This window comes from Janthinobacterium sp. TND4EL3 (assembly GCF_900156175.1).
In the GTDB taxonomy this organism is placed as follows: domain Bacteria; phylum Pseudomonadota; class Gammaproteobacteria; order Burkholderiales; family Burkholderiaceae_D; genus Janthinobacterium.
In genome coordinates this window covers 22,838-45,100 of the sequence record NZ_FTMV01000025.1, presented here as the reverse complement: position 1 = coordinate 45,100, position 22,263 = coordinate 22,838, and the positions used below count along the sequence as shown (strand labels likewise).

Below are 22,263 nucleotides of genomic sequence, written 5' to 3'. Positions count from 1 at the left end.
TGCACCTTGGTCAGCGCCCCTTTTCCCGTGACGAAATCGAGGGTTTGTCCCGTGCGGTCGCGCGCCACCACGATGCAGACTTGTTCACTGGAAATGCCGCGCTGGCGGGCGTGGCCGCCCCGGCGGCGTGCCGGACGCGTCAGATGCCTGGATCCCTTTTCCGATTCCAGCAGATACAGCTCGTCGGCCTCGGCGATGCCGTGCAGGCACAGCGGCCGGTCCGTCCTGGCGAGCGTCAAAAACCGGTGGCGCCAGCGAAAGGCGGTGTTGCGGTGCACGTTCAGTTGTCGCGCTGCCTGGCGCACGGAAGCCGATACCAGCAGGCAATCGGCGTAGGCTAGCCACAGCGATTTATGGCGCAGGCGCGCCAGCGGCGTGCCGGTGAGCGCATTGAAGGTGCGCCCGCACGGCACGCAGCGGTAGCGCTGCAGTCCGTGCGCATGGCCGTGCCGGTGTGCATGGCTGCTGTGGCAGGCGGGACAAGCCAAATGTGGCTGCGCCACGCTTTCAAGCAATGCGACGGTGGCGTCGTGTGGCGTGTTGCCACGCAGCAGGGCGATGCCTGCCTGCCGCTGGCGGCGGCTCAGCTGGGCAAACTGCGCGATAAAACGGATCCATTTGGCGTGCTGCATGGAAGGCTCCTGTTTGTCTGATATAGACAGTCAGACAGCCGGGGCAGAGCAAGATTCTTGGCGTTCCCCTACTTAACGGAGACAGAGCCTTTTCATTTCATATGCGCGTCTGCAAAACGTTCAGGGCCAGGCGCATCGACGCAGACAGTACGACTAGTACGGCAAGGAGATGCAACGCCGCCATGGACGCTTTTCAGGCGCGCTACTCCAGCGGCACGCTGCGGTATTTATTCACCTCCAGCGCCGACACGGCCGGCGCATCATTGCCCCACGAGGCCCGCAGATACGTGACCACGGCCGCCACTTCCGCATCATCCATGACGGGGCCGAACGGCGGCATGCCGTAGGGGCGCGGGTTGCCGGTGGTGCCCGGCGCAAAGCCGCCGTTGAGCACGAGGCGGATGGCGTTCACGGCCGACTCCGTCGTCAGCGCGCGGTTGCCGGCCAGCGGCGGGTAGCCGGGCGGCACGCCCTTGCCATCGTCGCGGTGGCAGCTTGCGCATTGCGCCTCATACAGTTTCGCGCCCAGGGCCAGTTGCTGCCGGCCTTGCTCCGACGTGTCGCGCGGCGCCTTTTTCGCCGCTTGCGCGGGGCCGGGCAGGCTTTTCAGGTAGACGGCCATGGCCTGCACGTCGGTGGTGCCCATGTGCTGCAGGCTTTGCCGCACCACTTCGGCCATGGGGCCGAAGACGGTGGCGCGCGGCGAGACGCCCGTCTGCAGCAATTCCACGATATGCGCCGTGTCCCAGTCGCCCAGGCCCGCTTCCGCGTCCGACGTCAGCGACGGCGCGTACCAGCCCAGCACGGGGATCAGGCCGCCCGACAGGCCGTCGTCGCTGCCGCCCAGGGTGGTGCGGCTGCTATGGCAGGCGCTGCAATGGCCCAGGCCCTGCACCAGATAGGCGCCGCGGTTCCATTCCATGCTTTTTTCCGTGAGCGGCTGGTACACGCCCGGCTTGAAGTACAGCGCGCGCCAGGCCGCCAGGGCGATCTGCTGGTTGTAGGGAAAGCGCAGCGCGTGCGGCGCGTTCGCCTGCCGGTGCGGCGGCACGCTCTGGAAATACGCGTACAGGGCGTCGCTGTCCTCGCGCTGCACCTTGGTGTAATTGGTGTACGGAAAGGCCGGATACAGCAGGCGGCCATCCTTCGACTTGCCGTTGTGGATGGCGCGCCAGAAATCGTCGGCCGTCCAGCTGCCGATGCCCGTTTCCCTGTCGGCCGTGATGTTGGGCGAGATCACCTTGCCGAACGGCGTCTGCAAGGCCCGTCCGCCCGCGTAGGGCACGCCGCCCCGTGTCGTGTGGCACGCCATGCAGTCGCCCGCCTTGGCCAGATAGGCGCCGCGTGCCACCAGCTGTTGCTGGCTCAGGGTGCTGGCGGCCGGGGGCGGGCCGATGTCGTCATCGGGCCACAGCAGGAACTTGGCGCTGCCGCCGGCGATCAGCACGAGGCCGGCTGCGATCATCCATTTTTTCATGGCGCCACCTGCGCGCTGGAGCCCGGCACGCCGCCGCAATGCAGCGGCAAGGGCAGGGCGATGCCGCTGGCGGGACGCGCGTCGGCGCTGGCCACCTGCGTGCCCAGCCAGGCCGAGACGGCGCCCACGTCCGCGTCGGACAGGCGCTGCGCCACTTGCGCCATGCAGTCGGGCGCGTGGGCGCGGCGGATGCCGTTCTTCCAGGCGCCCAGCTGGGCATTGATATAGTCGCGCGGCAAGCCCAGCAAGCCGGGGATGGCGGGCGCCACGCCGGCCAGCTTCTCGCCATGGCAGGCGATGCAGGCCGGAATCTTCTTCCCGCTGTCGCCCTGCAGCACCAGCTGCCTGCCGCGCGCCAGGGCCGCCGTGCCGGCGCTGCTGGGCTGGGCTGGCGGCGGGGCAGGGTGCTGCGCCGCAAAATAGTCGGCAATTTCGCGCAGGTAATCATCCGGCAAGTGCTCGACCATGTAGTTCATCATCGGATAGTGGCGCCTTCCCTCGCGGAAATTGATCAGCTGGTTGTACAGGTAGCCTGAAGGTTTGCCGGCGATGCGGGGGAAGAAGGCGTCATGGCGCTCTTTTTGCGCATGGCAGGCCGTGCATGCCTTGATGCGCTGTTCCAGGCTGTCGTGGCCGGCTGGCAGCGTGGCCGGCGCGGCCAGCGCCATGCCGGGCAGCGCGATAGCCAGGGCCAGCACGAGGGGGGAATGCAGTAGCATGGAAAGTTGCATGGGAAAATAACCTGTCTCGTCGGTCGATATGATGTCCCGGTGTTGCTGCCCGGATGTTGTTACCCTAGCATATACTGCGTGCTGTCACTGTGACAGGATCAGTTGTGCAATAAAACTACGGATCAGTTTGAGGAGCAGGGTTGAAACGATACGAGGAATTGGCGGAAGAAGTCGCCGCCATGATCAGCACGCATCTGTTGCTGCCTGGCGACAAGTTGCCCTCCGTGCGGCAGCAGCATGCGCGGCGCGGCGTGAGCCCGTCCACCGTGTTCCAGGCGTATTACCTGCTCGAAGCGCGCGGCATGATCGTCTCGCGCCCCCGCTCCGGCTATTACGTGGCGCCGCAGCGGGCCGCGCTGGCGCCCGAGCCGGACAGTTCGCGCCCGCTCGATGCCACAACCACCGTCGACGTCAGCGACCTTGTGTTCGAAGTGCTGGGCGCCGTCGGCGCGCGCGATATCGTGCCGTTCGGTTCGGCTTTTCCCAGCCCGCATCTGTTTCCGATGGAAAAGCTGGCGCGGGCCGTGTCGGCCAGCATGCGCCGCCTCGATCCATGGAGCACGGTCACCGATTTATCCCTGGGTAATGCGGAACTGCGCCGCCAGATCGCGCTGCGCTACCAGCAGGACGGCGTGCTGGTCTCCAGCGACGACATCGTCATCACGAACGGCGCGCTGGAAGCGCTGAACCTGTGCCTGCAAGCCGTCACGCGGCCCGGCGACACGGTGCTGATCGAGTCGCCCAGCTTCTATGCCTGCCTGCAGGCGCTGGAACGGCTGGAACTCAAGGCCGTCGAGATCGCCACCAGCCCCCGTGACGGCGTCGACCTGGCCGCGCTGGAAGAGTTGCTGCAGCGCCACCGGCCCAAGGCGTGCTGGCTGATGACGAATTTCCAGAACCCGCTGGGCAGCCTGATGCCGCCGGAAAAGAAGCGCGCCCTGGTCGGCTTGCTGGCGCGCCATGGCGTGCCGCTGATCGAGGACGACGTGTATGGCGAGCTGTATTTTGGCAAGCAGCGCCCCGGCCTGACGAAAAGTCATGACAGCGCCGGTCTCGTCATGCATTGCAGCTCGTTCTCGAAGACGCTGGCGCCCGGTTTCCGCCTGGGCTGGGCCGTGGCGGGCCGTTACGCGCGCCAGGTCGAGCGTTTGAAGCTGACGACCAGCCTGTCGGCGCCGATACCGCTGCAGATGGCGCTGGCCGACTATCTGGCGCACGGCGGCTACGACCGCCATTTGCGCCAGCTGCGGCTGACCCTGGCGGCGCAGCAAAACACCATGCTGCAGGCGATTGCCGTGCATTTTCCGCCCGGCACGCGGGTCACGCGGCCGCAGGGCGGCTATTTCGTGTGGGTCGAAATGCCCGTGGGCATCGATGCGCTGGCCCTGCACCGCAGCGCGCTGGCGGCCGGCATCAGCATCGCGCCCGGCCCCATCTTTTCCGCCACGCGCGCGTTTCGCCACTGCATCCGCCTCAACTACGGCCACCCGTGGAGCGCGCAGCTGGAAGCGGCCATCGCCGCGCTGGGGCGGCTGGCGGCGCAGCAACTGGCGCCGCGCGGGGAAGAAGAAGGCTAGCCGGGACGGCCGGGCAGGGCGAGAAAGGCAGCAAAGTCGGGCGCCACTGCCGTGGTGGTGCCTGTTTCGTGCGACCACAGCACGACCGTGGGCTCGCCCGACGGCCCGATCCGGGCGTAGTCGAAGCAATAGTAGTCGCCCGTGCCGAATTGCGCGAAGGGCAGCAGGCTGGCGCAATCGACGCCGCTGCCGGCGAAGTTGTCCAGCCACGCCTGCCAGCCTTCGCGGTAGTGGCGGTCTATCGATTCCCAGGTCTTGCGCGCATTGTCCGCGTCGTAGACGGGAAACAGGGTGAGCGCGCCCAGTGCGCGGCCATTGTTGACCAATAACCATTGCACGTAGGAAGCGGGCAGCGCTCGCCCCAGCGCCTGTTCGGCGGCGGCGATCGCGTCGGGCGTCGTGCCGATGGACTTGCTCTTGCTCATGCTGCGGGACGGCTCAGGCGGGTGCGGGTGGCGTGGCCGCAGGCGTGCTGGTCCGTGGGGCTTTTTGCGGCGCCACCTTGCCGCCGTCGGCGATCCAGCGGCGGTACACGCGCAAGGCCACCTGGGCATCGTCGGCCGCGTACAGGATCTGCTTTTCCGTCAGGCGCGACGTGGCCCAGTTGGTGGTGGAGATCTTTTTCGACTTTTGCAGGTGCAGGCCGAAGAACTTGGCCACGGCCGTCTTCGCGCCCAGGTCGTTGCGCTGGCCGCCGCGCAGGGCGACGGACAGGTCCAGCACTTGCGCTGGAACAATGCCCAGCTTGTTGCGCAGGCGCTTGACGTCGTCGGACAGGCCGAAGCCCACCTTCAGGGTGGTGGTCGATTCGAGGATGGCTTTGAGTTCGGCCAGGGGCGGCGTGGCGCCCACCTGGAACAGGTAGGCGATATCGTCGGTGGCCAGCTGGATCAGGTGCGGACCCGTGGACGATTCACCCTTGACGAAAGTCGGCTTCGATTCCGTGTCGAAGCCGATGGCGTCCGCTGCCAGCAGGGCGGCCATGGCCGCCCTGGCATCGTCGCTGGTGCGTACCAGCTTGACATGGTCGAGGGCGATGCCCAGGTAGGGCGGCAGTGGCGGTGCGGCAGCGGTGTCCATGAAACCGGATCAGCCCTTGCGCGAGAATTTCGCGGTCAGCTGATTCAGTTTTTCCAGGCGCAAACGGTTCGCTTCTTCGGCGGCGGCCGCGTCGCGCTCGGCTTTCTTGCGCTCGGCTTCCTTCTTGAAGCGCTGCTGCAGCACTTGCGTGGCGTGGTCGCGGTGGGTTTGCGTCACTTCCGCGCCGGCCGTGCCGTCGAGGTCGTAGCGTACCTTGGCTTTTTCCATCACGCGCAGGTAGCGCAGCGAACCCGTGTGGATGCCCAGCGCCGTGCGCATCAGCTTGCGGTCCAGGTCCGGCAGGCGGGCCAGGATCTGCTTGTCGATACCGATGGACAAGGGCAGGCAGTCGCGGAACGGCGGGAATTGCTCCTGGAACTGTTTCAGCAGGGCGCGCGCGGTCAGGCCGGCTGGCGCCGGCGTGGCGGCCGCGGCCGGTGCCGCCGCTGGGGCTGCATCGACTGGCGTGTCAGGAGGGGTGGCTTGCTGGTCTGGCGTGGAGCTGGTCATCGACATCATTGGTTGGGCTATAAAAGGGGAGCATAGCACGCGCCACAGGCAAGTGCATTGTCTTTTTTGGCAACTTGCGCAGAGATAGACGGGTCCGTACTACAGCGGACACAGCGCGAAATGCGGGAAATGTGTATAATGTCCGCTTGCGCTGATGACCGGACCCCAGGTTTGATGGTCTGGCTCAGGTGTGCAGGGGATAGGAGCAGTGCGGTGCAGGGCCATCATTATTGATATTTTTGATATCAGATATTTTGCTTATCAATTATCCAGATAACTGGCCTTCGTGCATAATCTTGCTCTCCGCTGTGTCTTCACTGAACAACAATAGATTCAAGCCCGTTCTGGTACGGGCTTTTTTTCATTCCGCAATGTACATCGCTTATTTATCTGATCAGGCTTCGGCCCCGCCGCCGCTGGATGCGCGGGCTATGAACGTCCCGATAGACAGGCGCCGCTGCCCTTGACGGCAGCCGCAACAATACGCTCCATCGAGTCCGGTTTCGCAGGCTTAGGTGGAATCATTCACTTCGCGCCGACACCATCTGGTCTCGCATTAAGAGATATCTCATGAAGAATACGCCAAAAACTTTAACGTTGTCCGCCAAGGCGCCACGCCCAGCCGCGGCGCCACTTGCCGTACCCAAAACGACTTTATCTTACTTCATCGATAATGCGCAAGCGAATCCGGAAGCCACCGTCACGACGGCGCCGACCGTCGTCACCGTGGTGAAGAAAAGCCGTTCGCGCCTGGCCGCCGTGCCGCCGGCCGAGACGGCTGTCGAAGCAGCCGAAGCGGCGCCCGCCAAGGCGCCGAGCGTGAAGATCGCCCCGGGCGTCAAGGCTCCGGCCGCGCCACGCAAGGTCAGCGAGAGCGCCGCCACGAATAAGGTGGTGACGGCTGCCCGTTCGAAGGTCGTGCGCGCCAAGGTGGAACCGGCGCCCGTGACCATTATTTCTGGCGCGCAAATCGTCAGCAAGACCACGGACGCCGACGCCCTGGCCGCCATCGACACCTCGAATTATTTCTTGCCGACCGTCAAGGTGCCAGGCCGCCGCGGCCGCAAACCGAGCGAATTCACGCCGGAAAACGATGAAGTGGCAGCGCTGAACGCCGTCGAGCGGGCCGAACTGAAGGCCGTCTCGAAAGCGCGCGACCGCAAGGCCAAGGGCGGCCTGGCGGACGCACTGGGCGATCCGGAAGCGTCGGCAGCGGACCTGGAACGCCGCCGCAAGCAGATCACGGGCCTGATCAACATGGGCAAGGAACGCGGTTTCCTCACCTATGCCGAGATCAATGACCAATTGCCGGAAAACATCATCGATCCGGAAGCCATCGAAGGCATCATCGCCACCTTCAACGACATGGGCATCGCCGTCTACGAGCGCGCCCCTGACGCGGAAAGCCTGTTGCTGACAGACAACGTCGCCACCGTCACCAGCGACGATGAAGTGGAAGCGGCCGCTGCGACCGCCCTGTCGACCGTCGACTCCGACTTCGGCCGCACCACCGACCCCGTGCGCATGTACATGCGTGAAATGGGCGCCGTGGCGCTGCTGACGCGGGAAGGCGAGATCGAGATCGCCAAGCGCATCGAAGGCGGCCTGAAGGACATGATCCAGGCCATTTCCGCCTGCCCGACCACCATCGGCGAAATCGTTGCGCTGTCGCAAAAAATCGCGCGCGATGAAATCAAGGTCGATGAAGTGGTCGACGGCTTTGTCGATTTGAACGAAAGCAATGCCCCGGCCCCGGCCGCTGCCGCCGCGCCCGCCGCTGCGAGCGACGACGAGGAAGAGGAAGAAGAAGCCGAGGAAGAAGACGGCGACGCCAATGGCGGCGCGGCCGGTTTCTCCAGCGAGCAGCTGGCGCAGCTGAAAAAGAATGCGCTGGAAAAGTTTGCCGTCATTTCCACGCAGTACGACAAGATGCGCAAGGCGCCCGAGGGCTACAACTCGAAAGCCTACGTCAAGGCGCAGGAAGCCATTTCGCAGGAATTGCTGGGCATCCGCTTCACGGCCAAGGTCGTCGAAAAGCTGTGCGACACCCTGCGCGGCCAGATGGAAGAAGTGCGCCACATCGAGCGCGCCGTGCTGGAACTGTGCGTGAACAAATGCGGCATGCCGCGCGCCCACTTCATCAAGGTATTCCCGGGCAATGAATGCGACCTGGAATGGGTCGACCGCGAAGTCGATTGCAAGTATCCGTACAGCGCCATCCTCAGCCGTAACGTGCCTGCCGTCAAGGAACTGCAAAAGAAGATGATCGACCTGCAAGCGCGCGTGGCCCTGCCGCTGGCGGATTTGCGCAAGATCAACAAGCAGATGGCTGCCGGCGAAAAGCGCGCCCGTCACGCGAAACGCGAAATGACGGTGGCCAACTTGCGCCTGGTCATCTCGATCGCCAAGAAATACATCAACCGCGGCCTGCAATTCCTCGATTTGATCCAGGAAGGCAACATCGGCCTGCTGAAGGCCGTCGATAAATTCGAATACCGCCGCGGCTACAAGTTCTCGACCTACGCCACCTGGTGGATCCGCCAGGCCATCACGCGTTCGATCGCCGACATGGCCCGCACCATCCGCGTGCCGGTGCACATGATCGAAACGATCAACAAGATGAACCGCATCTCGCGCCAGATCATGCAGGAAACGGGCAGCGAGCCGGACCTGGCGACCCTGGCCGTCAAGATGGAAATGCCGGAAAACAAGGTGCGCGAGATCATGAAGATCGCCAAAGAGCCGATTTCCATGGAAACGCCGATGGGCGAAGATGGCGATTCGCAACTGGGCGACTTCATCGAAGACAACACGACGCTGGCGCCGCTGGACGCCGCGCTGCACGCCTCGATGCGCAACGTGATCAAGGAAGTGCTGGACTCCCTGACGCCGCGCGAAGCGAAGGTGCTGCGCATGCGTTACGGCGTGGAAATGTCGAACGACCACACCCTGGAAGAAGTGGGCAAGCAGTTCGACGTGACGCGCGAGCGCATCCGCCAGATCGAAGCGAAAGCCATGAGCAAGCTGCGCCAGCCTTCGCGTTCGGACAAGCTGAAAACGTTCCTGACACAGAACTAAGCGGTCAGCAGGCAAGAAAAAAGAGGCGCAAGCCTCTTTTTTTTCGCCTGTACTGCCGTGGACTACATGAAACGCGTGCGCGCGCCCAGCAGGCCCATGCGGTAGTTGCGCTGCAATTTGTACAGCGCCACGCCGCTGGCGCCGATGAGGAAGGTGATGGCCAGCCAGTCCAGCGGATTGCTGCGCGGCGGTGCCGGCGACGCTTGCGACGGCACGGCGAAGGCCTGGAATTTGTGCCCCGTGTAGACGGCGCCCACGACCAGGCCGGCGTCCGTGATCTTGTTGGTCAGGTACAGTCCGTCGTCGCGGCGGCGCACCGTCATCACGCCGTCCTTGTAGACGAACGTCATCGGCTCGAAGCCGTTGATGCTGACGCTGCCGACGACGTGGCCGGCCGCGTTGACGGCCGTGGCGTAGCTGTCGCCCTGGCCTATCATGGCGCCCAGGTCGAGCATGCGCTTGCCGTCCCAGGCGAACGCATGCCAGCGGCGCTTCTCCGTTTCCGAGGCGCCCACGACCAGGCCCGCGTCGTTGACGGCCGTGGCCGAGCTGATGCGTCCGCCGGGCAGGGTGCCGATTTCCTGCATGCCCGTGCCGGGGCGGTAGACGAAGGCGCGGCGGTAGCCATCTTCGCGCTGTGCCGTGCCCACCACCACGCCATGGCTGTTCACCCCGCTGGCATAGCTGCTGGCGCCGCCCAGGGTGCCCAGGTCTTGCAGGCTGTGGTCGGCCTGCGTGACAAAGGCGTGGAAATCGCCGCCGCTGGTGTCGGCATAGCCGGCCACCTGGCCGCCGCCCGTGATGGCCGTGGCGTAGCTGCTGTTGCCGCCCAGGGTGCCCAGGTCGCGCATGCCGCCCGCCGCGTCGTAGCGGAAGGCGTGCCAGGCGCCGCTGGCCGTCTGCGCCGATCCCACCACCACGCCATGCATGTTGATGGCCTTGGTGAAACCTTCATGGCCGCCCAGCGTGCCGAGTTCGCGGATGCGGCCGTGCTGGTAGGTCACGGCGCGGCGCCGACCCTCTTCCTCAAGGATGATGCCGGCCACCAGCCCGGCCGGATTCAGGTCCGAGGCGATGCTGCCATTGCCATCCTTTTCGCCAAAGCCGTGTTCGGCATGGATGGCGGCGCTGGCGGAGGGGAGGGTGGCCAGCAGGAGCAGACCGAGCAGTGGGGCGGAGACGCAGCAAGACCGTGGCGGCATGATAGTTTCCCTAAAGAAAAAACTCACTATACTTTTTTATGCCGCAAATGCATACATAATTTACTACTATTTTTAGTAATATTTCTGTTTCATTACGATCGTTCCGCCACGCTTTCCCTGGCCTGCGGCAGGTGGATGGCCAGCGCCGTGCCCCGGCCCGCCTGGCTGTCGATGCGCAGTTCGCCGCCCAGCGCGTGGACGCGCTCGCGTATGCTCTTCAGGCCGAAGGCGGCCTGCTTGCCGTCGTCGCCCGGCTGCATGCCGATGCCGTTGTCGCTGATGCGCAGCATGATGGCGTGCGCATCCTGCGCCAGCGCCACGTCCACTTCGCTGGCCTGGGCGTGGCGCACGATGTTCGACAGCGATTCCTGCAGCACGCGGAAGATGGCCGACGTCTGGCGCTGGTCCAGGCCCAGGTCGGGCGCCTCGCTGCTGATCTTGAGCCGGTAGCGGATGGCGCCGCGGCCCTCCATCTGCCGTATCAGCCATTCGGCGGCCGGTCCCAGGCCCAGTTCCAGTGTGCTCGGGTGCAAGTCATTGATGATGGCGCGCACGGAGCGGATGGTGGTGTCGAGGGTGTCGAGCACGCGCTGGGCGTGGCGGTGCAGGCGCGGATGCGAGGTGGCCGTGCGCGCGTGCAGCAGCGACACGTCGATGCGCAGCACCATCAGGTTCTGCCCCAGGTCGTCATGGATGTCGAGCGCGATGCGCCGGCGTTCCTCTTCCTTGATGGTCTGCTGGTGGTCGGACAGTTCGCGCAGCTGGGCCAGGGAGCGCTGCAGTTTTTCCTCGTTGCGCTTGCTTTCCGTGATGTCGATGGCCATGGCGATGATCATCTGCGGCCGGCCCTCGGCGTCGAACACGGGTTTCTTGTGCGTCTGCACCCGCCGGTTTTCCTGCAGCTGCGCATTCCATACCAGCTCTTCGCGGATCACCACCTGGCCGCTGGCGAATGCTTCCTGGTCCGCCGCCTGGAAGCCCACGTTCTGGTCGCTGGGAAAGTGCTGCAGGTCGCGCCCATCGGCGATGTCTTGCTGGCGCACGCCCCATTGCTGCTCGCAGGCCTCGTTCATCAGCACGATGCGCGACTCGGCATCTTTCAGGAACAGCGACAGGGGCATCATGGAAATGATGTCCTGCAGCCGCTCTTCGCTGCGCGCCAGCGCCGCTTCCGTCTGCGCGCGCATGGCGATTTCGGCCGACAGGCGCGCGTTTACGTCCTGCAGCTGGGCCGTGCGCAGGGCCACGCGGCTTTCCAGCTCCGCATGGGCGACGCTCAAGGCGTGTTCGGCCCGCTTCTGCTCGGTGATGTCGCTGGCCAGCACGAGGGCGCCCGTCAGCATGCCCTGCCGGTCGTACAGGCAGCGTCCGCTGATCATGGCCCAGCGCTGCGTGCCGTCGCTGTGCCAGTACTGCAGTTCGCCCATGCAGCTGTGTTCCTGCGCGCGCAGCAGCGGACACAGGCGCCGTATGGTCGCCTCATCGTGGAATTCGCTCATCTTGTGGCCCAGCAGGTCTTCCGCCCGCGTGCCCAGCATGTCGCACAGGCGCTCGTTGACGTGCAATATCGTGCCTTGGGCATCCGTTTGCCACATGCCGTCCTGCGCCGCCTCGCTCAGGTCGCGGTAGCGCATGGTGCTGGCGTCGAGCAGCTTGCGCGTGCTGGCGAGGTGGGTCCGCAGCTTGCGCATCAGCCACATGGCCGTGCCGGCGGAGGCCGCCAGCAGCAGCGACAGCCAGACATGCTCCCAGAAATCGAGCTCCTGCCAGGCCGCGCCCGCCAGCCAGCCCAACATCACCAGGACGAGGGCCGCGCATGCCGCACTCAAGGTTTCAATCGACCATTTACTCATCCGCGCCCCTGGCGTCATGGTTGACCGCTGCGGTGCGCGTGGCGCCGGAGTGGGGAAAATATCCGACGCTAGTGTAATACCAAATGTTGCTTTATTGAGAATATTTTTCCATTGGGAAAGCAAAAAGGGCCGGCCCTTGCGGCGCCGGCCCCTGCGTGCCCATGGAAATGTGGCGCGATCAGCCCGTGTTGCGCAGGCCGGCCGCCACGCCGTTGATCGACAGCTGGATGCCGCGGTGGACGCGCTCGTCGATGCGGCTTTCCGCCGACAGGGCGCGGTTGCGCTTGATCAATTCCACCTGCAAGTGGTTCAGCGGATCGAGGTAGGCGAAGCGGTTCTGGATCGAGCGGGCCAGCAGCGGATTGCCGGCCAGGCGCTCGGTGTTGCCGGTGATCAGCTCCAGGCAGCGCAGGGTGTTGCCGTGCTCGTCCGTGATGCGCTTGTAGATGCGTTCGCGCAAGTCGTGGTCCGCCACCAGTTCCGCATAGCGCGAGGCGATGGCCAGGTCCGTCTTGGCCAGCACCATGTCCATGTTCGACAGCAGGGTGGCAAAGAACGGCCATTCGGCGTACATGGCGCGCAGGGTGGCGATTCTGTCATCTTTCGACGCCGGTTCGCCATCGTTGATCCAGGCCGCGATGGCGCTGCCGAAGCCGAACCAGCCCGGCAGCAGCAAACGGCACTGGCCCCAGGAAAAGCCCCAGGGAATGGCGCGCAAGTCTTCGATGCGCTGGTTGGCCTTGCGCGAGGCGGGCCGCGAACCGAGGTTCAGTTCGGCGATTTCCGCAATCGGCGTAGCCGAGAAGAAATATTCCGTAAAGCCCGGCGTTTCATACACGAGGTGGCGGTAGGCGTGGTAGGCCAGGTCCGACAGCTGCGCCATCACGGCTTCGAACTGCGCCAGCTGGCTGTTGCGGGCCGGATTGGCTTCCTGCGGCGCCAGGCTCGCTTCCAGGGTCGCGGCGACGAGCAGTTCCAGGTTGCGCCGGCCGATTTCCGCGTTGGAAAACTTCGAGGCGATGATTTCGCCCTGCTCCGTCAGGCGGATCTGGCCGTTGACGGTGCCCGGCGGCTGGGCCAGGATGGCTTCGTAGCTGGGTCCGCCGCCACGGCCCACGGTGCCGCCGCGGCCATGGAACAGGCGCAGCTTGACGCCGGCCTTCCGGAAGTCGGCCACGAGCGCCAGTTCCGCCTTGTACAGTTCCCAGTTCGACGTGAGGAAGCCGCCATCCTTGTTCGAATCGGAATAGCCGAGCATGACTTCCTGCAGCTGTCCCTGCTTGGCGATCAATTGTTTGACCAGCGGCAAGGCCATGAGCTGGCTCATGATGCCGGCCGCGCGCTGCAGGTCGGGGATCGTTTCGAACAGGGGGATGACCATCAGCTCGCACGTGCTGTCGCCCGCTTGCCAGTCGGTGCGCAGCAAGCCCGTTTCTTTTTGCAGCAGCAACACTTCCAGCAGGTCGGACACGGTTTCCGTGTGCGAGATGATGTAGTTGCGAATCGCCCGCGCGCCGTAGCGCTGGCGGATGTCGCGCGCCGCGCGCAAAATCGCCAGCTCGGAATCCGTTTCCGTGGCGTAGCTGATATAGGGCGAGTACAGCAAGCGCGGCTGGGCCAGTTCGCTCAGCAGCAGCGCCTGCTTGTCTTCCTCGGACAGGGCCGTGTAGTCGGCCGCCACGCCGCTCTTGGCGAACAGGTCGGCCAGCACGCGCTCGTGCACGTCGGAAGTCTGGCGCATGTCGAGCGAGGCCAGGTGGAAGCCGAAGATGTCGGCCGCGCGCGCCAGGGTGGCCAGGCGCGGGCGCACGAGAGCCGCGCCGTGGTGCGCTTCGAGCGAGGCGACGATGGTGCGCAGGTCGGCGACGAAGGCGGCCGCGTCCGGATAGGCGGCGGCCGCGCCCACTTCCTTGCGCAGGATGTTGGTGGCGCCCAGCGCGCGGGCCGTGGCGGCCAGGCGCGCATAGATGCCGATCAGGGCGCGGCGGTACGGTTCGTCGCTGCGGTGCGGCGAGGCGTCCGGCGACTGGTCGGCCAGCGCCTGCAGTTCCGCGCTCACGCCCACCATCAGGGTCGAGACGGACAGTTCCGCGCCCAGCGCGTGCACTTCGTCGAGGTAAAAGTCGAGGATGGTGGTGGCGTGGCGCGCCAGCGCATGCTGCATGGTGCCCGCGTTGACGTTCGGGTTGCCGTCGCGGTCGCCGCCGATCCAGCTGCCCATCTGCACGTAGGCGGCATTGATGGGCTCGACCGTGCCTTCGCCGTTCGGGTATTCGGCGGCGATGTCGTCCTCGATGTCGTCATACAGGCCCGGCAGTTCGCGCAGGAAGGTGATGCGGTAGTAGGACAGGGCGTTTTCGATTTCGTCGGCCACCGTCAACTTGGAATAGCGCAGCATGCGCGTCTGCCACAGCGTCGATACGCGCGAGCGCAGCAGCTGCATGTTGGCCAGGCGTTCCTTCGGCGTCAGGGGCAGGTCGCGCTCGGCCAGCAGGCGGGCGATGTCGTGCTCGGCATCGAGGATGCTCTTGCGCTGCACTTCCGTCGGGTGGGCCGTCAGCACGGGCGCGATCAGCGCGTCCTGGAAGAACGTGTCGACGGTGGCGCGCGGCACGCCGGCGGCGCGCAGCTTTTTCAGCGCGAAGCTGACGCTGCCCTTTTGCGCCGGGGAGCCGGCCAGCAGGTGGGCGCGGCGGCGGCGGATGTGGTGTTGATCTTCCGCAATGTTGGCCAGGTGCGAAAAGTAGGAAAAGGCGCGCACGACGGAAATCGTCTGTTCGCGGCTCAGTTCCTTGAGCATGGCGTCCAGCTCCAGGGCGGCGCCCGCGTCCGCTTCGCGGCGGAAGCGCACGGACGTCTGGCGTATGGTTTCCACCACATGGAAGACGGCGTCGCCTTCCTGTTCGCGCAGCACGTCGCCCAGCAGGCGGCCCAGCAGGCGGATGTCTTCTTTCAGCGGCGCGTCCTTGTCGGGGCTGGCCGGGGAGGCTGTTTCTGGTGCTACTGCGTCATTGAGCATAATAAAGAACCAAAGTAGGTGTAAAAGCAAAGGAAAGAGGATCGCACCGGGCTTTTAGCCGCAGAGGGGAGGGGGCGCATGATAAAATTTGTGGTCTTCAACATGGACGCTAGCCTGACTTGGCCGTATAGGCAAAGGGATAACGATTATAGCGACGATGGGCGTCATTTCGATACATTTAGATATCGCGTCGGCGAAATGGCAACGATAACGGTTAATGATAACGACTACGATAGCGAAAGAGCCTTGTTTTGAAAGCATCCGAATTGACCCAGAATATTCCTTCCCGGCTGGTGATCGCCACGCGCGAGAGCCGTCTTGCCATGTGGCAAGCTGAACATGTGCGCGCGCGCCTGGCCGCACTCTATCCGCAGTGTAGCGTTGAAATTCTCGGCATGACCACACGCGGCGACCAGATTCTCGACCGCGCCCTGTCCAAGGTAGGCGGCAAGGGCTTGTTCGTCAAGGAACTGGAAGTGGCGATGGACGAGGGACGCGCCGACCTGGCCGTGCATTCGCTCAAGGACGTGCCGATGGAATTGCCGCAGGGCTTTGCGCTGGCCGCCATCCTCGAGCGCGAAGACCCGCGCGACGCGTTCGTGTCCAACGATTACGCCAGCCTGGCCGAGCTGCCGCACGGCGCCGTCGTCGGCACGAGCAGCCTGCGCCGCCAGTCGCTGATCGCCGCGCGCTATCCGCACCTGACGATTCTGCCCCTGCGCGGCAACCTCGACACGCGCCTGGGCAAGCTCGACCGTGGCGATTACGCGGCCATCATCCTGGCCGCCGCCGGCCTGAAGCGCCTGGGCCTGGCGTCGCGCATCCGCGCCGTGCTTGCACCGGAAGACAGCCTGCCGGCCGCCGGCCAGGGCGCCATGGCCATCGAAATCCGCGCCGGGCGCGCGGACGGCGTCGACCTGGCGGCCGTGCTGGCGCCGCTGAACCACCTGGCCACGGCGCAAGCCGTCACGGCCGAGCGCAAGGTGTCGAAGATCTTCGGCGGCAGCTGCCAGATTCCCCTGGCCGCGTTTGCCACCGTCGAGGGCGACAACATGCGCCTGCGCGCCATGGTCGCCACGCCGGACGGCGCGCGCATGGCCAGTGCCGAGCTCGAAGGCCCGGCCGGCGCGCCGGAACAGCTGGGCGAACAGGTGGCCGAGCTGCTGCGCGGGCAAGATGCCGCCGGCATCCTCGCCGCGTGCGCTGTCACCCCGGACAACCATGAAGGCCTGGCGCCGCATGCCTGACAGCGTGGTGATCACGCGGCCCGCGGCGCAAGCGGGGCCGCTGGCCGCGCGGATCGCGGCCCTGGGCTTGCCGGTGACCCTGCTGCCGCTGCTGGAAATCCACGCGCTCGATGGCGAAGAGGAAGGCGCGCGGCTGCAGGCCGTGCTGGCGCGCCTGGCGCAGTATGACCTGGTGGCCTTCGTCTCGCCGAATGCCATCGATTGCGTCTTTGCGCACCTGGCCGCCTGGCCGCCCGGCGTGCCGCTGGCCGTGGTGGGCGAGGGCAGCCGGATGGCGCTGGCCGCGCACGGCGTCACTGCCGCCAACGCGACCATCACCAGTCCGCTCGACACGGCGCGCAGCGATTCCGAACATCTGTTGCTGGCGCTGGACTTGCCGGCCCTGCGCGGCAAGCGCGTGCTCATCGTGCGCGGCGACGGCGGACGCGATTACCTGGCCGACGGCTTGCGCGCGGCCGGCGCCGAAGTCGAGTTCGTCACGGCGTACCGCCGCCAGGTGCCCAGGCTGACGCCCGCCTTGCGGGCGACCCTGGAAAGCTTGTTGCAGCATAATAATGACTGGATCATCACCAGCTCGGAAGCGCTGCGTGGCCTGCTGGCGCTGCTCGCTGAAATGGGCGATGACACGCTGGCTGTTGCAAAAATGCAACAGCAGCATCTGATCGTGCCGCACGCCCGCATTGCCCAAACGGCGGCCGCCCTGGGTTTTGCCCGGGTCACCCTGACAGGATCAGGCGACGCAGGAGTGCTCGCCGCGTTACAATCACGACCATGAACGAAATGCCTACACTCTCCGAACCGAATGCAACGCCTGGCAGCGCCGTGAAGACGGCGCCGCAGGCGGCCGACCAACCTCCTGGCCGCGCGCCGGGCTTGCTCGAACAGCTGCAAAAGCCCATGAGCATCGCCGTCATCGTGCTGGCCGTGCTGCTGGCGGCGCAAAGCTGGTCGACCAGCAAGCAGATCCGTAACTTGCGCGAAGAAGTGGCCAAGCGCCTGCAAAAGGGCGATGTCAGCAATGCCGAAACGGGCGTGCTGGCGCGCAACGTGCAAGAAGGCACGAAAGAGCTGCAGATCAAGGTGGGCGCGCTGGAAAACCGCCAGAGCGAAACCCAGAGCCAGCAGCTTGCGCTGGAACAACTGTACAACGACTTGTCGAAGAACCGCGACGAGTGGGCGCTGACGGAAATCGAGCAAGTACTGTCGACGGCCAGCCAGCAGCTGCAACTGGCAGGCAATGTGCCGGGCGCGCTGATCGCCCTGCAAAACGCGGACCGCAGCCTGTCGCGCTCGGACAAGCCGCAATTCATCACCATCCGCCGCGCCATCGGCCGCGACATGGAAAAACTCAAGGCCCTGCCCAGCGTCGATTCGACAGGCGTGGCCTTGCGCCTCGACGCCGTGATCGCCCAGATCGACGCCTTGCCCATGCTGTCCGATGAAACGCCGGCCCTGCCGGCCGCGCCGGAAAAACCGGGCAAGGCCAAGCACGTGCGCGATGCCAGCGGCAAGCTGGTGGGGCCGCCGGCGCCCGAGCCGCTGCTGCAGAAAGTGCGCGACGGCTTCAATACCTGGAGCGGAGACATGTGGGATGACGTGCGTCAATTGATCCGCATCCGCCGGGTCGATACGCCGGAAGCGCTGATGCTGTCGCCGACGCAGTCGTATTTCTTGCGCGAAAACGTCAAGCTGCGCCTGCTGAACGCCCGCATGGCCTTGTTGTCGCGCAATGAAACCGCGTTCCGCAACGACTTGATCGCCGCCCAGGATGCGCTGGCCAAGTATTTCGACACGCGCGCCAAGGGCACGCAGACGGCGCAAGCCCTGTTGCGCCAGGTGCAGGGCAGCAACCTGGCCATCGAAATGCCAACCTTGTCCGACAGCCTGACGGCTGTGCGCAACTACAAAGCGAAGTCCTGAGCCCATGCGTCTATTTCTCTGGTTACTCGCCCTGATGGCCGCGGCGATCGGTATCGCCGTGACGGCCCGTTTTAATCCTGGCAACGTGGTGCTGTTTTATCCGCCGTACCGCATCGATTTGTCGCTGAACTTCTTCCTGCTGCTGCAGGTCGTGCTGTTCGTGCTGCTGTACCTGCTCGTGCGCGCCGTGCGCGCCACCGTGCGCATGCCGGCGCAAGTGGCCGCCTACCGCCAGCGCAAGCGTGAGCGCGACGGCAACAAGGGCTTGCGCGAAGCCCTGAAAGCCCTGTTCGAAGGCCGTTTCGGCCATGCGGAAAAAGCTGCCTTGCGCGCCGCCGAGCTGGACGAGAACGCCGGCCTGGCCGCGCTGATCGGCGCGCGCGCCGCCCACCGCATGCGCCAGTCCGAGCGCCGCGACAGCTGGCTGGCCCGCGTCGAAGGCGACGCCAGCCTGAAGACGGCCCGTCTGATGACGGTGACGGAATTGCTGGTCGACGACCACCAGCCGGAAGCGGCCCTGGCGGCCGTGCGCGAACTCAATGCCAGCGGCACGCGCCATATCCATGCGCTGCAATGGTCGCTGAAAGCCGAACAGCAGGCGAAGAACTGGCCCGAAGTGCTGCGCCTCGTGCGTTCGCTCGACAAGCACCGCGCCCTGCATCCGGCCCTGTCGTCGCGCCTGCGCGAGCTGGCCTACGACCATTTGCTGTCCGACCCCACGCATGACGCCGAGTCGCTGATGCGCGTGTGGTCCACCGTGCCAAGCGCCGACCGCGTCAAGCCCTACATCGCCTGCCGCGCCGCCACGGCCCTGAATGCGCGCGGCCTGCACGACGAAGCGCGCCTCGTGTGCGAAGAGTCGCTGGCGGCCGACTGGGACGAGCGCGTCGTGCGCGCCTACCGCGAAGCGGCGGCGCCGGCCGGCACGCCGGCCCTGCTGCTGCAGATCGAGCATTGCGAACAGTGGCTGAAGCAGCGCCCGCTCGATGCGGAACTGGCCCTGACCCTCGGTTCCCTGTGCCTCAAGCAAAAACTATGGGGCAAGGCGCAGCGCCACCTGGAGCAGGCTTTGTCGGACGCGAACGAGCCGCAGATGGTGCGCGACGCGCACTTGAAGCTGGCGCAGATGCACGATGCCTTGCAGCAAACGGAGCAGGCTGCCGCGCATTACCGGCAGTGCGCTTTAGCAACAATTCTGTAAGATAGCTGTCAGATAAGATAAAGAGCTGACAAAGAGCCCGTTTTCCACAAGAAAGCGGGCTCTTTTTTATGTGCTGCGGCGCACAAGCCCAGCCGACTTCTCTATAATTACGCCGTTAAAACACAATCCGCTAATGAGGAACCCCATGAGTTTGAATAACGTCTCTTCCGGCCGTGACCTGCCGAACGATTTCAACGTCGTCATCGAAATCCCGATGAATGCCGATCCGATCAAGTACGAAGTCGACAAGGAAAGCGGCGCGATCTTCGTCGATCGCTTCATGGGTACCGCCATGCACTACCCATGCAACTATGGCTACGTGCCGAACACCCTGTCGCCGGACGGCGACCCGGTCGACGTGCTGGTCATTACCCCGTTCCCGCTGATCCCGGGCGTGGTCGTGCGCTGCCGTCCTATCGGCGTGCTGAAAATGACGGACGAGTCGGGCGAAGACGCGAAAGTGCTGGCCGTGCCAGTCGACAAGGTCCTGTCGATCTACAGCCACTGGCAAAAGCCGGAAGACCTGAACGAACTGCGTTTGCGCCAGATCCAGCATTTCTTCGAGCACTACAAGGATCTGGAAAAAGGCAAATGGGTCAAGATCGACGGCTGGTATGGCCCGGAAGTGGCCAAGGAAGAGATCTTGGGCGGCGTTGCCGCCTACAAGGCCGATGCTGAAAAAGCGGCTTCCTGATTAGCCGCCGCGCGGGGAAGACCGCGGCCTGCCGCCGGTTTCCTCGCGTGTGCGAGTAAAAAGCGCCTCCTGCTATCATGGCAGGAGGCGTTTTTTTTTTGCCATAAATATCATGCTTTACGGAGGATGAAGTCGCTTCATTGCGTCGAATTTATTATTTATAAATCAATTTCTTCAATGATGACAGGGAGGTGATATGCATACCGGGCATTTATTCATGCGTTCATGGTGGGTGCTGGCCCTGCGCGGGCTGGCGGCCATCGCCTTTGGCGCGATCACCCTGGCCTGGCCGGGCGTCACCGTCCTGTCGCTGCTGATGGTGTTTGCCGCCTATGCGCTGCTGGGCGGCGGTGCTTCCGTCGTCGGCGCCTTCAGCAACCGCAAGCATGGCGGCGACTGGTGGGCCTTGCTGCTGCTGGGTATCTGCGGCCTGGCCGTGGGCATATTGACCATCCTCAACCCACTGCTGACGACGTTTGCCCTGATCGTCATGATCGGCGTCAATGCCCTCATCTCCGGCGTGTTCGACATCGTGCTGGCGATCCGCCTGCGCAAGGCCATCGCGGGCGAATGGCTGCTGGTGCTCAACGCCATCATTTCCATTGCCTTCGGCATCCTGATCCTGCTGTTTCCCGCCGCAGGCACGTTCGCCCTCGTGTGGATGATAGGCGTGTATGCCTTGCTGACGGGTATCTTGTTGCTGACCCTGGCATGGCGCGCCTACCAGCTGCAGAAGGAAGGCGCCGCCGCGTCCACGCCGGGCCGCTCGGCAGCCTGATCTGGCGCAATGCGCGGCGGATGACTGGCGCTCGCCGCCGCGTGGCCCGGCGTGTTCAGGCGCGGAACGGGCTGTGCTCGTTCAATTCATCGAGATAGGCGTCGATGCCGCCCCGTTCCCGTTCCAGGAAGCGCTGTACGGCATCGGCAAACGCGGGGTGGGCCAGCCAGTGGGCGGACCAGGTCTTTTGCGGCAGGAAGCCGCGCGCCATCTTGTGCTCGCCCTGGGCGCCGCCCTCGAAGGTGGCGATGCGGTTGGCGATGCAAAACTCCAGCGGCTGGTAGTAGGCCGTCTCGAAATGCAGGCAGGGCACGTGCTCGAGTGCGCCCCAGTAGCGGCCATACAAGGTATCGGCCGTGTGGATCACCAGCGAGGCGGCGATGGCCCGGCCGTCGCGCTCGGCGATCACCAGTAGAATGTTCTGCGGCATGGTCGCGCCGATGCGGCGGAAAAAGTCCAGCGACAGATAGGGCGAGGAACGGTGCTCGGCATAGGTATTGCTGTAGCAGCGGTGGAACAGCTTCCAGTCGGCGTCCGTGGCGTCGACGCCGCGCACCTGGCGCATGGCCACGCCCGCTTCCCGCACCTTGCGCCGCTCGGCGCGGATATTCTTGCGTTTCTTGTGTTCCAGGGTGGCGAGGAATTGCTCGAAATCCGTGTAGCCGGGATTGAGCCAGTGAAACTGCACGCCGCTGCGCAGCAGGTAGCCGGCTTGTTCCAGCTGGCGCGCTTCGCTTTCCGGCGGGAACAGGATGTGGCAGGACGACACTGCGCTGGCCTGTTGCTGCGCCTGCAAAAAGGCCAGCAGGGCCGCGCGCGCCTGGCCGTCGCGGGCCAGCAAACGCGTGCCGCAGACGGGCGTAAACGGGATCGCCGACAGCAGTTTCGGGTAATATTCGAGGCCATGTTGCTGATAGGCATCAGCCCAGGCCCAGTCGAACACGTATTCGCCGTACGAGTGCATTTTCAGGTACAGGGGCAGGGCGGCGGCCAGCGTGTCGCCCTGCCACAGCGCCAGGTAATTCGGCTGCCAGCCCGTATCCGCGCTGGCGCAGCCCGACTCGTGCAGCGCGTGCAGGAATGCATACGAGAGGAAGGGGTTGGCCTCCGCCTTGGCGTCCGCCTGGCGTGCCAGCAGGTCGGACCAGGCCGCTTCGCCAATTTCAGCCAGGGTAGTGACGATAGCCGTGCGATAATTCATTGTTGTAGTGTGCATTCATCACTCTCGGGGCGCCGCCGGCGGCCTGCGCACCCAGGGGCTCGC

The 22,263-nt window shown here is 65.0% G+C and carries 18 protein-coding genes; 8 read left to right on the top strand and 10 right to left on the bottom strand.

Translation table 11 applies throughout. The features are described 5' to 3' along the window. From BXA07_RS26695 to BXA07_RS26685, 3 genes are all read right to left on the bottom strand, one after another. Positions 1 to 632 (bottom strand): IS1595 family transposase (locus tag BXA07_RS26695; RefSeq protein WP_076572562.1); only part of this gene is annotated, 632 nt, incomplete at its 3' end. Positions 633 to 834: 202 nt separating this feature from the next. Beyond that, positions 835 to 2,109, bottom strand: coding sequence for a c-type cytochrome (locus BXA07_RS26690; protein ID WP_076572560.1), 1,275 nt, complete (start codon positions 2,107 to 2,109; stop codon positions 835 to 837). Continuing rightward, the gene (locus BXA07_RS26685) at positions 2,106 to 2,828 is read right to left on the bottom strand and encodes a c-type cytochrome (protein WP_139335787.1); all 723 of its coding nucleotides are present in this window, start codon (positions 2,826 to 2,828) and stop codon (positions 2,106 to 2,108) included. The genes BXA07_RS26690 and BXA07_RS26685 overlap by 4 nt, the downstream gene beginning before the upstream one ends. Before the next feature lie 152 nt (positions 2,829 to 2,980). On the opposite strand from BXA07_RS26685, the gene BXA07_RS26680 reads away from it, so the two are divergent. After that, on the top strand, positions 2,981 to 4,417 hold the full coding sequence (locus BXA07_RS26680) for an aminotransferase-like domain-containing protein (RefSeq protein WP_076572555.1): 1,437 nt from the start codon (positions 2,981 to 2,983) through the stop codon (positions 4,415 to 4,417). Here BXA07_RS26680 and BXA07_RS26675 read toward each other — a convergent pair. From BXA07_RS26675 to BXA07_RS26665, 3 genes are read right to left on the bottom strand one after another with little or no spacing between them, the layout of a single operon-like run. Continuing rightward, positions 4,414 to 4,842 (bottom strand): SMI1/KNR4 family protein, encoded by a 429-nt coding sequence (locus BXA07_RS26675; RefSeq protein ID WP_076572553.1) that lies wholly within the window; start codon positions 4,840 to 4,842, stop codon positions 4,414 to 4,416. The two genes, BXA07_RS26680 and BXA07_RS26675, sit on opposite strands and share 4 nt — an antisense overlap. A gap of 13 nt (positions 4,843 to 4,855) precedes the next feature. Then, the gene (locus BXA07_RS26670) at positions 4,856 to 5,497 is read right to left on the bottom strand and encodes a 3'-5' exonuclease (RefSeq protein WP_076572551.1); all 642 of its coding nucleotides are present in this window, start codon (positions 5,495 to 5,497) and stop codon (positions 4,856 to 4,858) included. A 9-nt stretch (positions 5,498 to 5,506) separates the two neighbouring features. Further along, positions 5,507 to 6,016, bottom strand: a complete 510-nt coding sequence (locus BXA07_RS26665) for a ProQ/FINO family protein (RefSeq protein WP_083708565.1) — start codon at positions 6,014 to 6,016, stop codon at positions 5,507 to 5,509. Between the two features lie 561 nt (positions 6,017 to 6,577). Between BXA07_RS26665 and rpoD the strand changes: the two genes are divergently transcribed. After that, positions 6,578 to 9,085, top strand: coding sequence for an RNA polymerase sigma factor RpoD (rpoD, locus tag BXA07_RS26660; protein WP_076572550.1), 2,508 nt, complete (start codon positions 6,578 to 6,580; stop codon positions 9,083 to 9,085). A gap of 62 nt (positions 9,086 to 9,147) precedes the next feature. On the opposite strand, the gene BXA07_RS26655 is transcribed toward rpoD, so the two are convergent. The 3 genes from BXA07_RS26655 to ppc all read right to left on the bottom strand — a co-directional run bounded on the left by BXA07_RS26655 (position 9,148) and on the right by ppc (position 15,159). Beyond that, a complete protein-coding gene (locus BXA07_RS26655) occupies positions 9,148 to 10,287 on the bottom strand; it encodes a hypothetical protein (RefSeq protein WP_076572548.1) in 1,140 nt (379 codons plus the stop codon). A 92-nt stretch (positions 10,288 to 10,379) separates the two neighbouring features. Continuing rightward, complete coding sequence (locus BXA07_RS26650; protein WP_170909748.1) at positions 10,380 to 12,140, bottom strand: PAS domain-containing sensor histidine kinase; 1,761 nt, start codon at positions 12,138 to 12,140, stop codon at positions 10,380 to 10,382. Positions 12,141 to 12,318: 178 nt separating this feature from the next. After that, complete coding sequence (gene ppc, locus BXA07_RS26640; protein ID WP_076572546.1) at positions 12,319 to 15,159, bottom strand: phosphoenolpyruvate carboxylase; 2,841 nt, start codon at positions 15,157 to 15,159, stop codon at positions 12,319 to 12,321. 266 nt (positions 15,160 to 15,425) lie between these two features. Here ppc and hemC point away from each other — a divergent pair, with 266 nt between their 5' ends. From hemC to BXA07_RS26610, 6 genes are all read left to right on the top strand, one after another. Beyond that, positions 15,426 to 16,406 carry a hydroxymethylbilane synthase gene (hemC, locus tag BXA07_RS26635; RefSeq protein WP_076572544.1) on the top strand — a complete coding sequence of 327 codons (981 nt, stop codon included), beginning with the start codon at positions 15,426 to 15,428 and terminating at the stop codon, positions 16,404 to 16,406. Next, positions 16,399 to 17,181: a uroporphyrinogen-III synthase gene (locus BXA07_RS26630; RefSeq protein ID WP_076572570.1), complete on the top strand. Its 783-nt coding sequence runs from the start codon at positions 16,399 to 16,401 to the stop codon at positions 17,179 to 17,181. Before hemC ends, BXA07_RS26630 begins: the two co-directional genes overlap by 8 nt. Further along, the gene (locus BXA07_RS26625; RefSeq protein ID WP_076572542.1) at positions 17,178 to 18,326 is read left to right on the top strand and encodes a uroporphyrinogen-III C-methyltransferase; all 1,149 of its coding nucleotides are present in this window, start codon (positions 17,178 to 17,180) and stop codon (positions 18,324 to 18,326) included. The genes BXA07_RS26630 and BXA07_RS26625 overlap by 4 nt, the downstream gene beginning before the upstream one ends. A gap of 4 nt (positions 18,327 to 18,330) precedes the next feature. Then, complete coding sequence (locus tag BXA07_RS26620) at positions 18,331 to 19,527, top strand: heme biosynthesis protein HemY (protein ID WP_076572540.1); 1,197 nt, start codon at positions 18,331 to 18,333, stop codon at positions 19,525 to 19,527. 145 nt (positions 19,528 to 19,672) lie between these two features. Further along, entirely contained in the window at positions 19,673 to 20,221 is a 549-nt protein-coding gene (gene ppa, locus BXA07_RS26615) for an inorganic diphosphatase (protein WP_071324543.1), read from the top strand. 217 nt (positions 20,222 to 20,438) lie between these two features. After that, positions 20,439 to 20,999, top strand: a complete 561-nt coding sequence (locus tag BXA07_RS26610; protein ID WP_170909747.1) for an HdeD family acid-resistance protein — start codon at positions 20,439 to 20,441, stop codon at positions 20,997 to 20,999. Between the two features lie 55 nt (positions 21,000 to 21,054). Here the strand turns inward: BXA07_RS26610 and BXA07_RS26605 are convergent, their stop codons facing one another. After that, positions 21,055 to 22,200, bottom strand: coding sequence for a GNAT family N-acetyltransferase (locus tag BXA07_RS26605; protein WP_076572536.1), 1,146 nt, complete (start codon positions 22,198 to 22,200; stop codon positions 21,055 to 21,057). Between the last annotated feature and the right edge of the window lie 63 nt (positions 22,201 to 22,263).

Bases quoted from the DNA above. Each gene is read 5' to 3' on its own strand.
- BXA07_RS26690 (WP_076572560.1), bottom strand. From the start codon at position 2,109: ATGAAAAAATGGATGATCGCAGCCGGCCTCGTGCTGATCGCCGGCGGC.
- BXA07_RS26685 (WP_139335787.1), bottom strand. From the start codon at position 2,828: ATGCTACTGCATTCCCCCCTCGTGCTGGCCCTGGCTATCGCGCTGCCC.
- BXA07_RS26675 (WP_076572553.1), bottom strand. From the start codon at position 4,842: ATGAGCAAGAGCAAGTCCATCGGCACGACGCCCGACGCGATCGCCGCC.
- BXA07_RS26670 (WP_076572551.1), bottom strand. From the start codon at position 5,497: ATGGACACCGCTGCCGCACCGCCACTGCCGCCCTACCTGGGCATCGCC.
- BXA07_RS26665 (WP_083708565.1), bottom strand. From the start codon at position 6,016: ATGATGTCGATGACCAGCTCCACGCCAGACCAGCAAGCCACCCCTCCT.
- rpoD (WP_076572550.1), top strand. From the start codon at position 6,578: ATGAAGAATACGCCAAAAACTTTAACGTTGTCCGCCAAGGCGCCACGC.
- BXA07_RS26655 (WP_076572548.1), bottom strand. From the start codon at position 10,287: ATGCCGCCACGGTCTTGCTGCGTCTCCGCCCCACTGCTCGGTCTGCTC.
- BXA07_RS26650 (WP_170909748.1), bottom strand. From the start codon at position 12,140: ATGAGTAAATGGTCGATTGAAACCTTGAGTGCGGCATGCGCGGCCCTC.
- ppc (WP_076572546.1), bottom strand. From the start codon at position 15,159: ATGCTCAATGACGCAGTAGCACCAGAAACAGCCTCCCCGGCCAGCCCC.
- BXA07_RS26630 (WP_076572570.1), top strand. From the start codon at position 16,399: ATGCCTGACAGCGTGGTGATCACGCGGCCCGCGGCGCAAGCGGGGCCG.
- BXA07_RS26625 (WP_076572542.1), top strand. From the start codon at position 17,178: ATGAACGAAATGCCTACACTCTCCGAACCGAATGCAACGCCTGGCAGC.
- BXA07_RS26620 (WP_076572540.1), top strand. From the start codon at position 18,331: ATGCGTCTATTTCTCTGGTTACTCGCCCTGATGGCCGCGGCGATCGGT.
- ppa (WP_071324543.1), top strand. From the start codon at position 19,673: ATGAGTTTGAATAACGTCTCTTCCGGCCGTGACCTGCCGAACGATTTC.
- BXA07_RS26610 (WP_170909747.1), top strand. From the start codon at position 20,439: ATGCGTTCATGGTGGGTGCTGGCCCTGCGCGGGCTGGCGGCCATCGCC.
- BXA07_RS26605 (WP_076572536.1), bottom strand. From the start codon at position 22,200: ATGAATTATCGCACGGCTATCGTCACTACCCTGGCTGAAATTGGCGAA.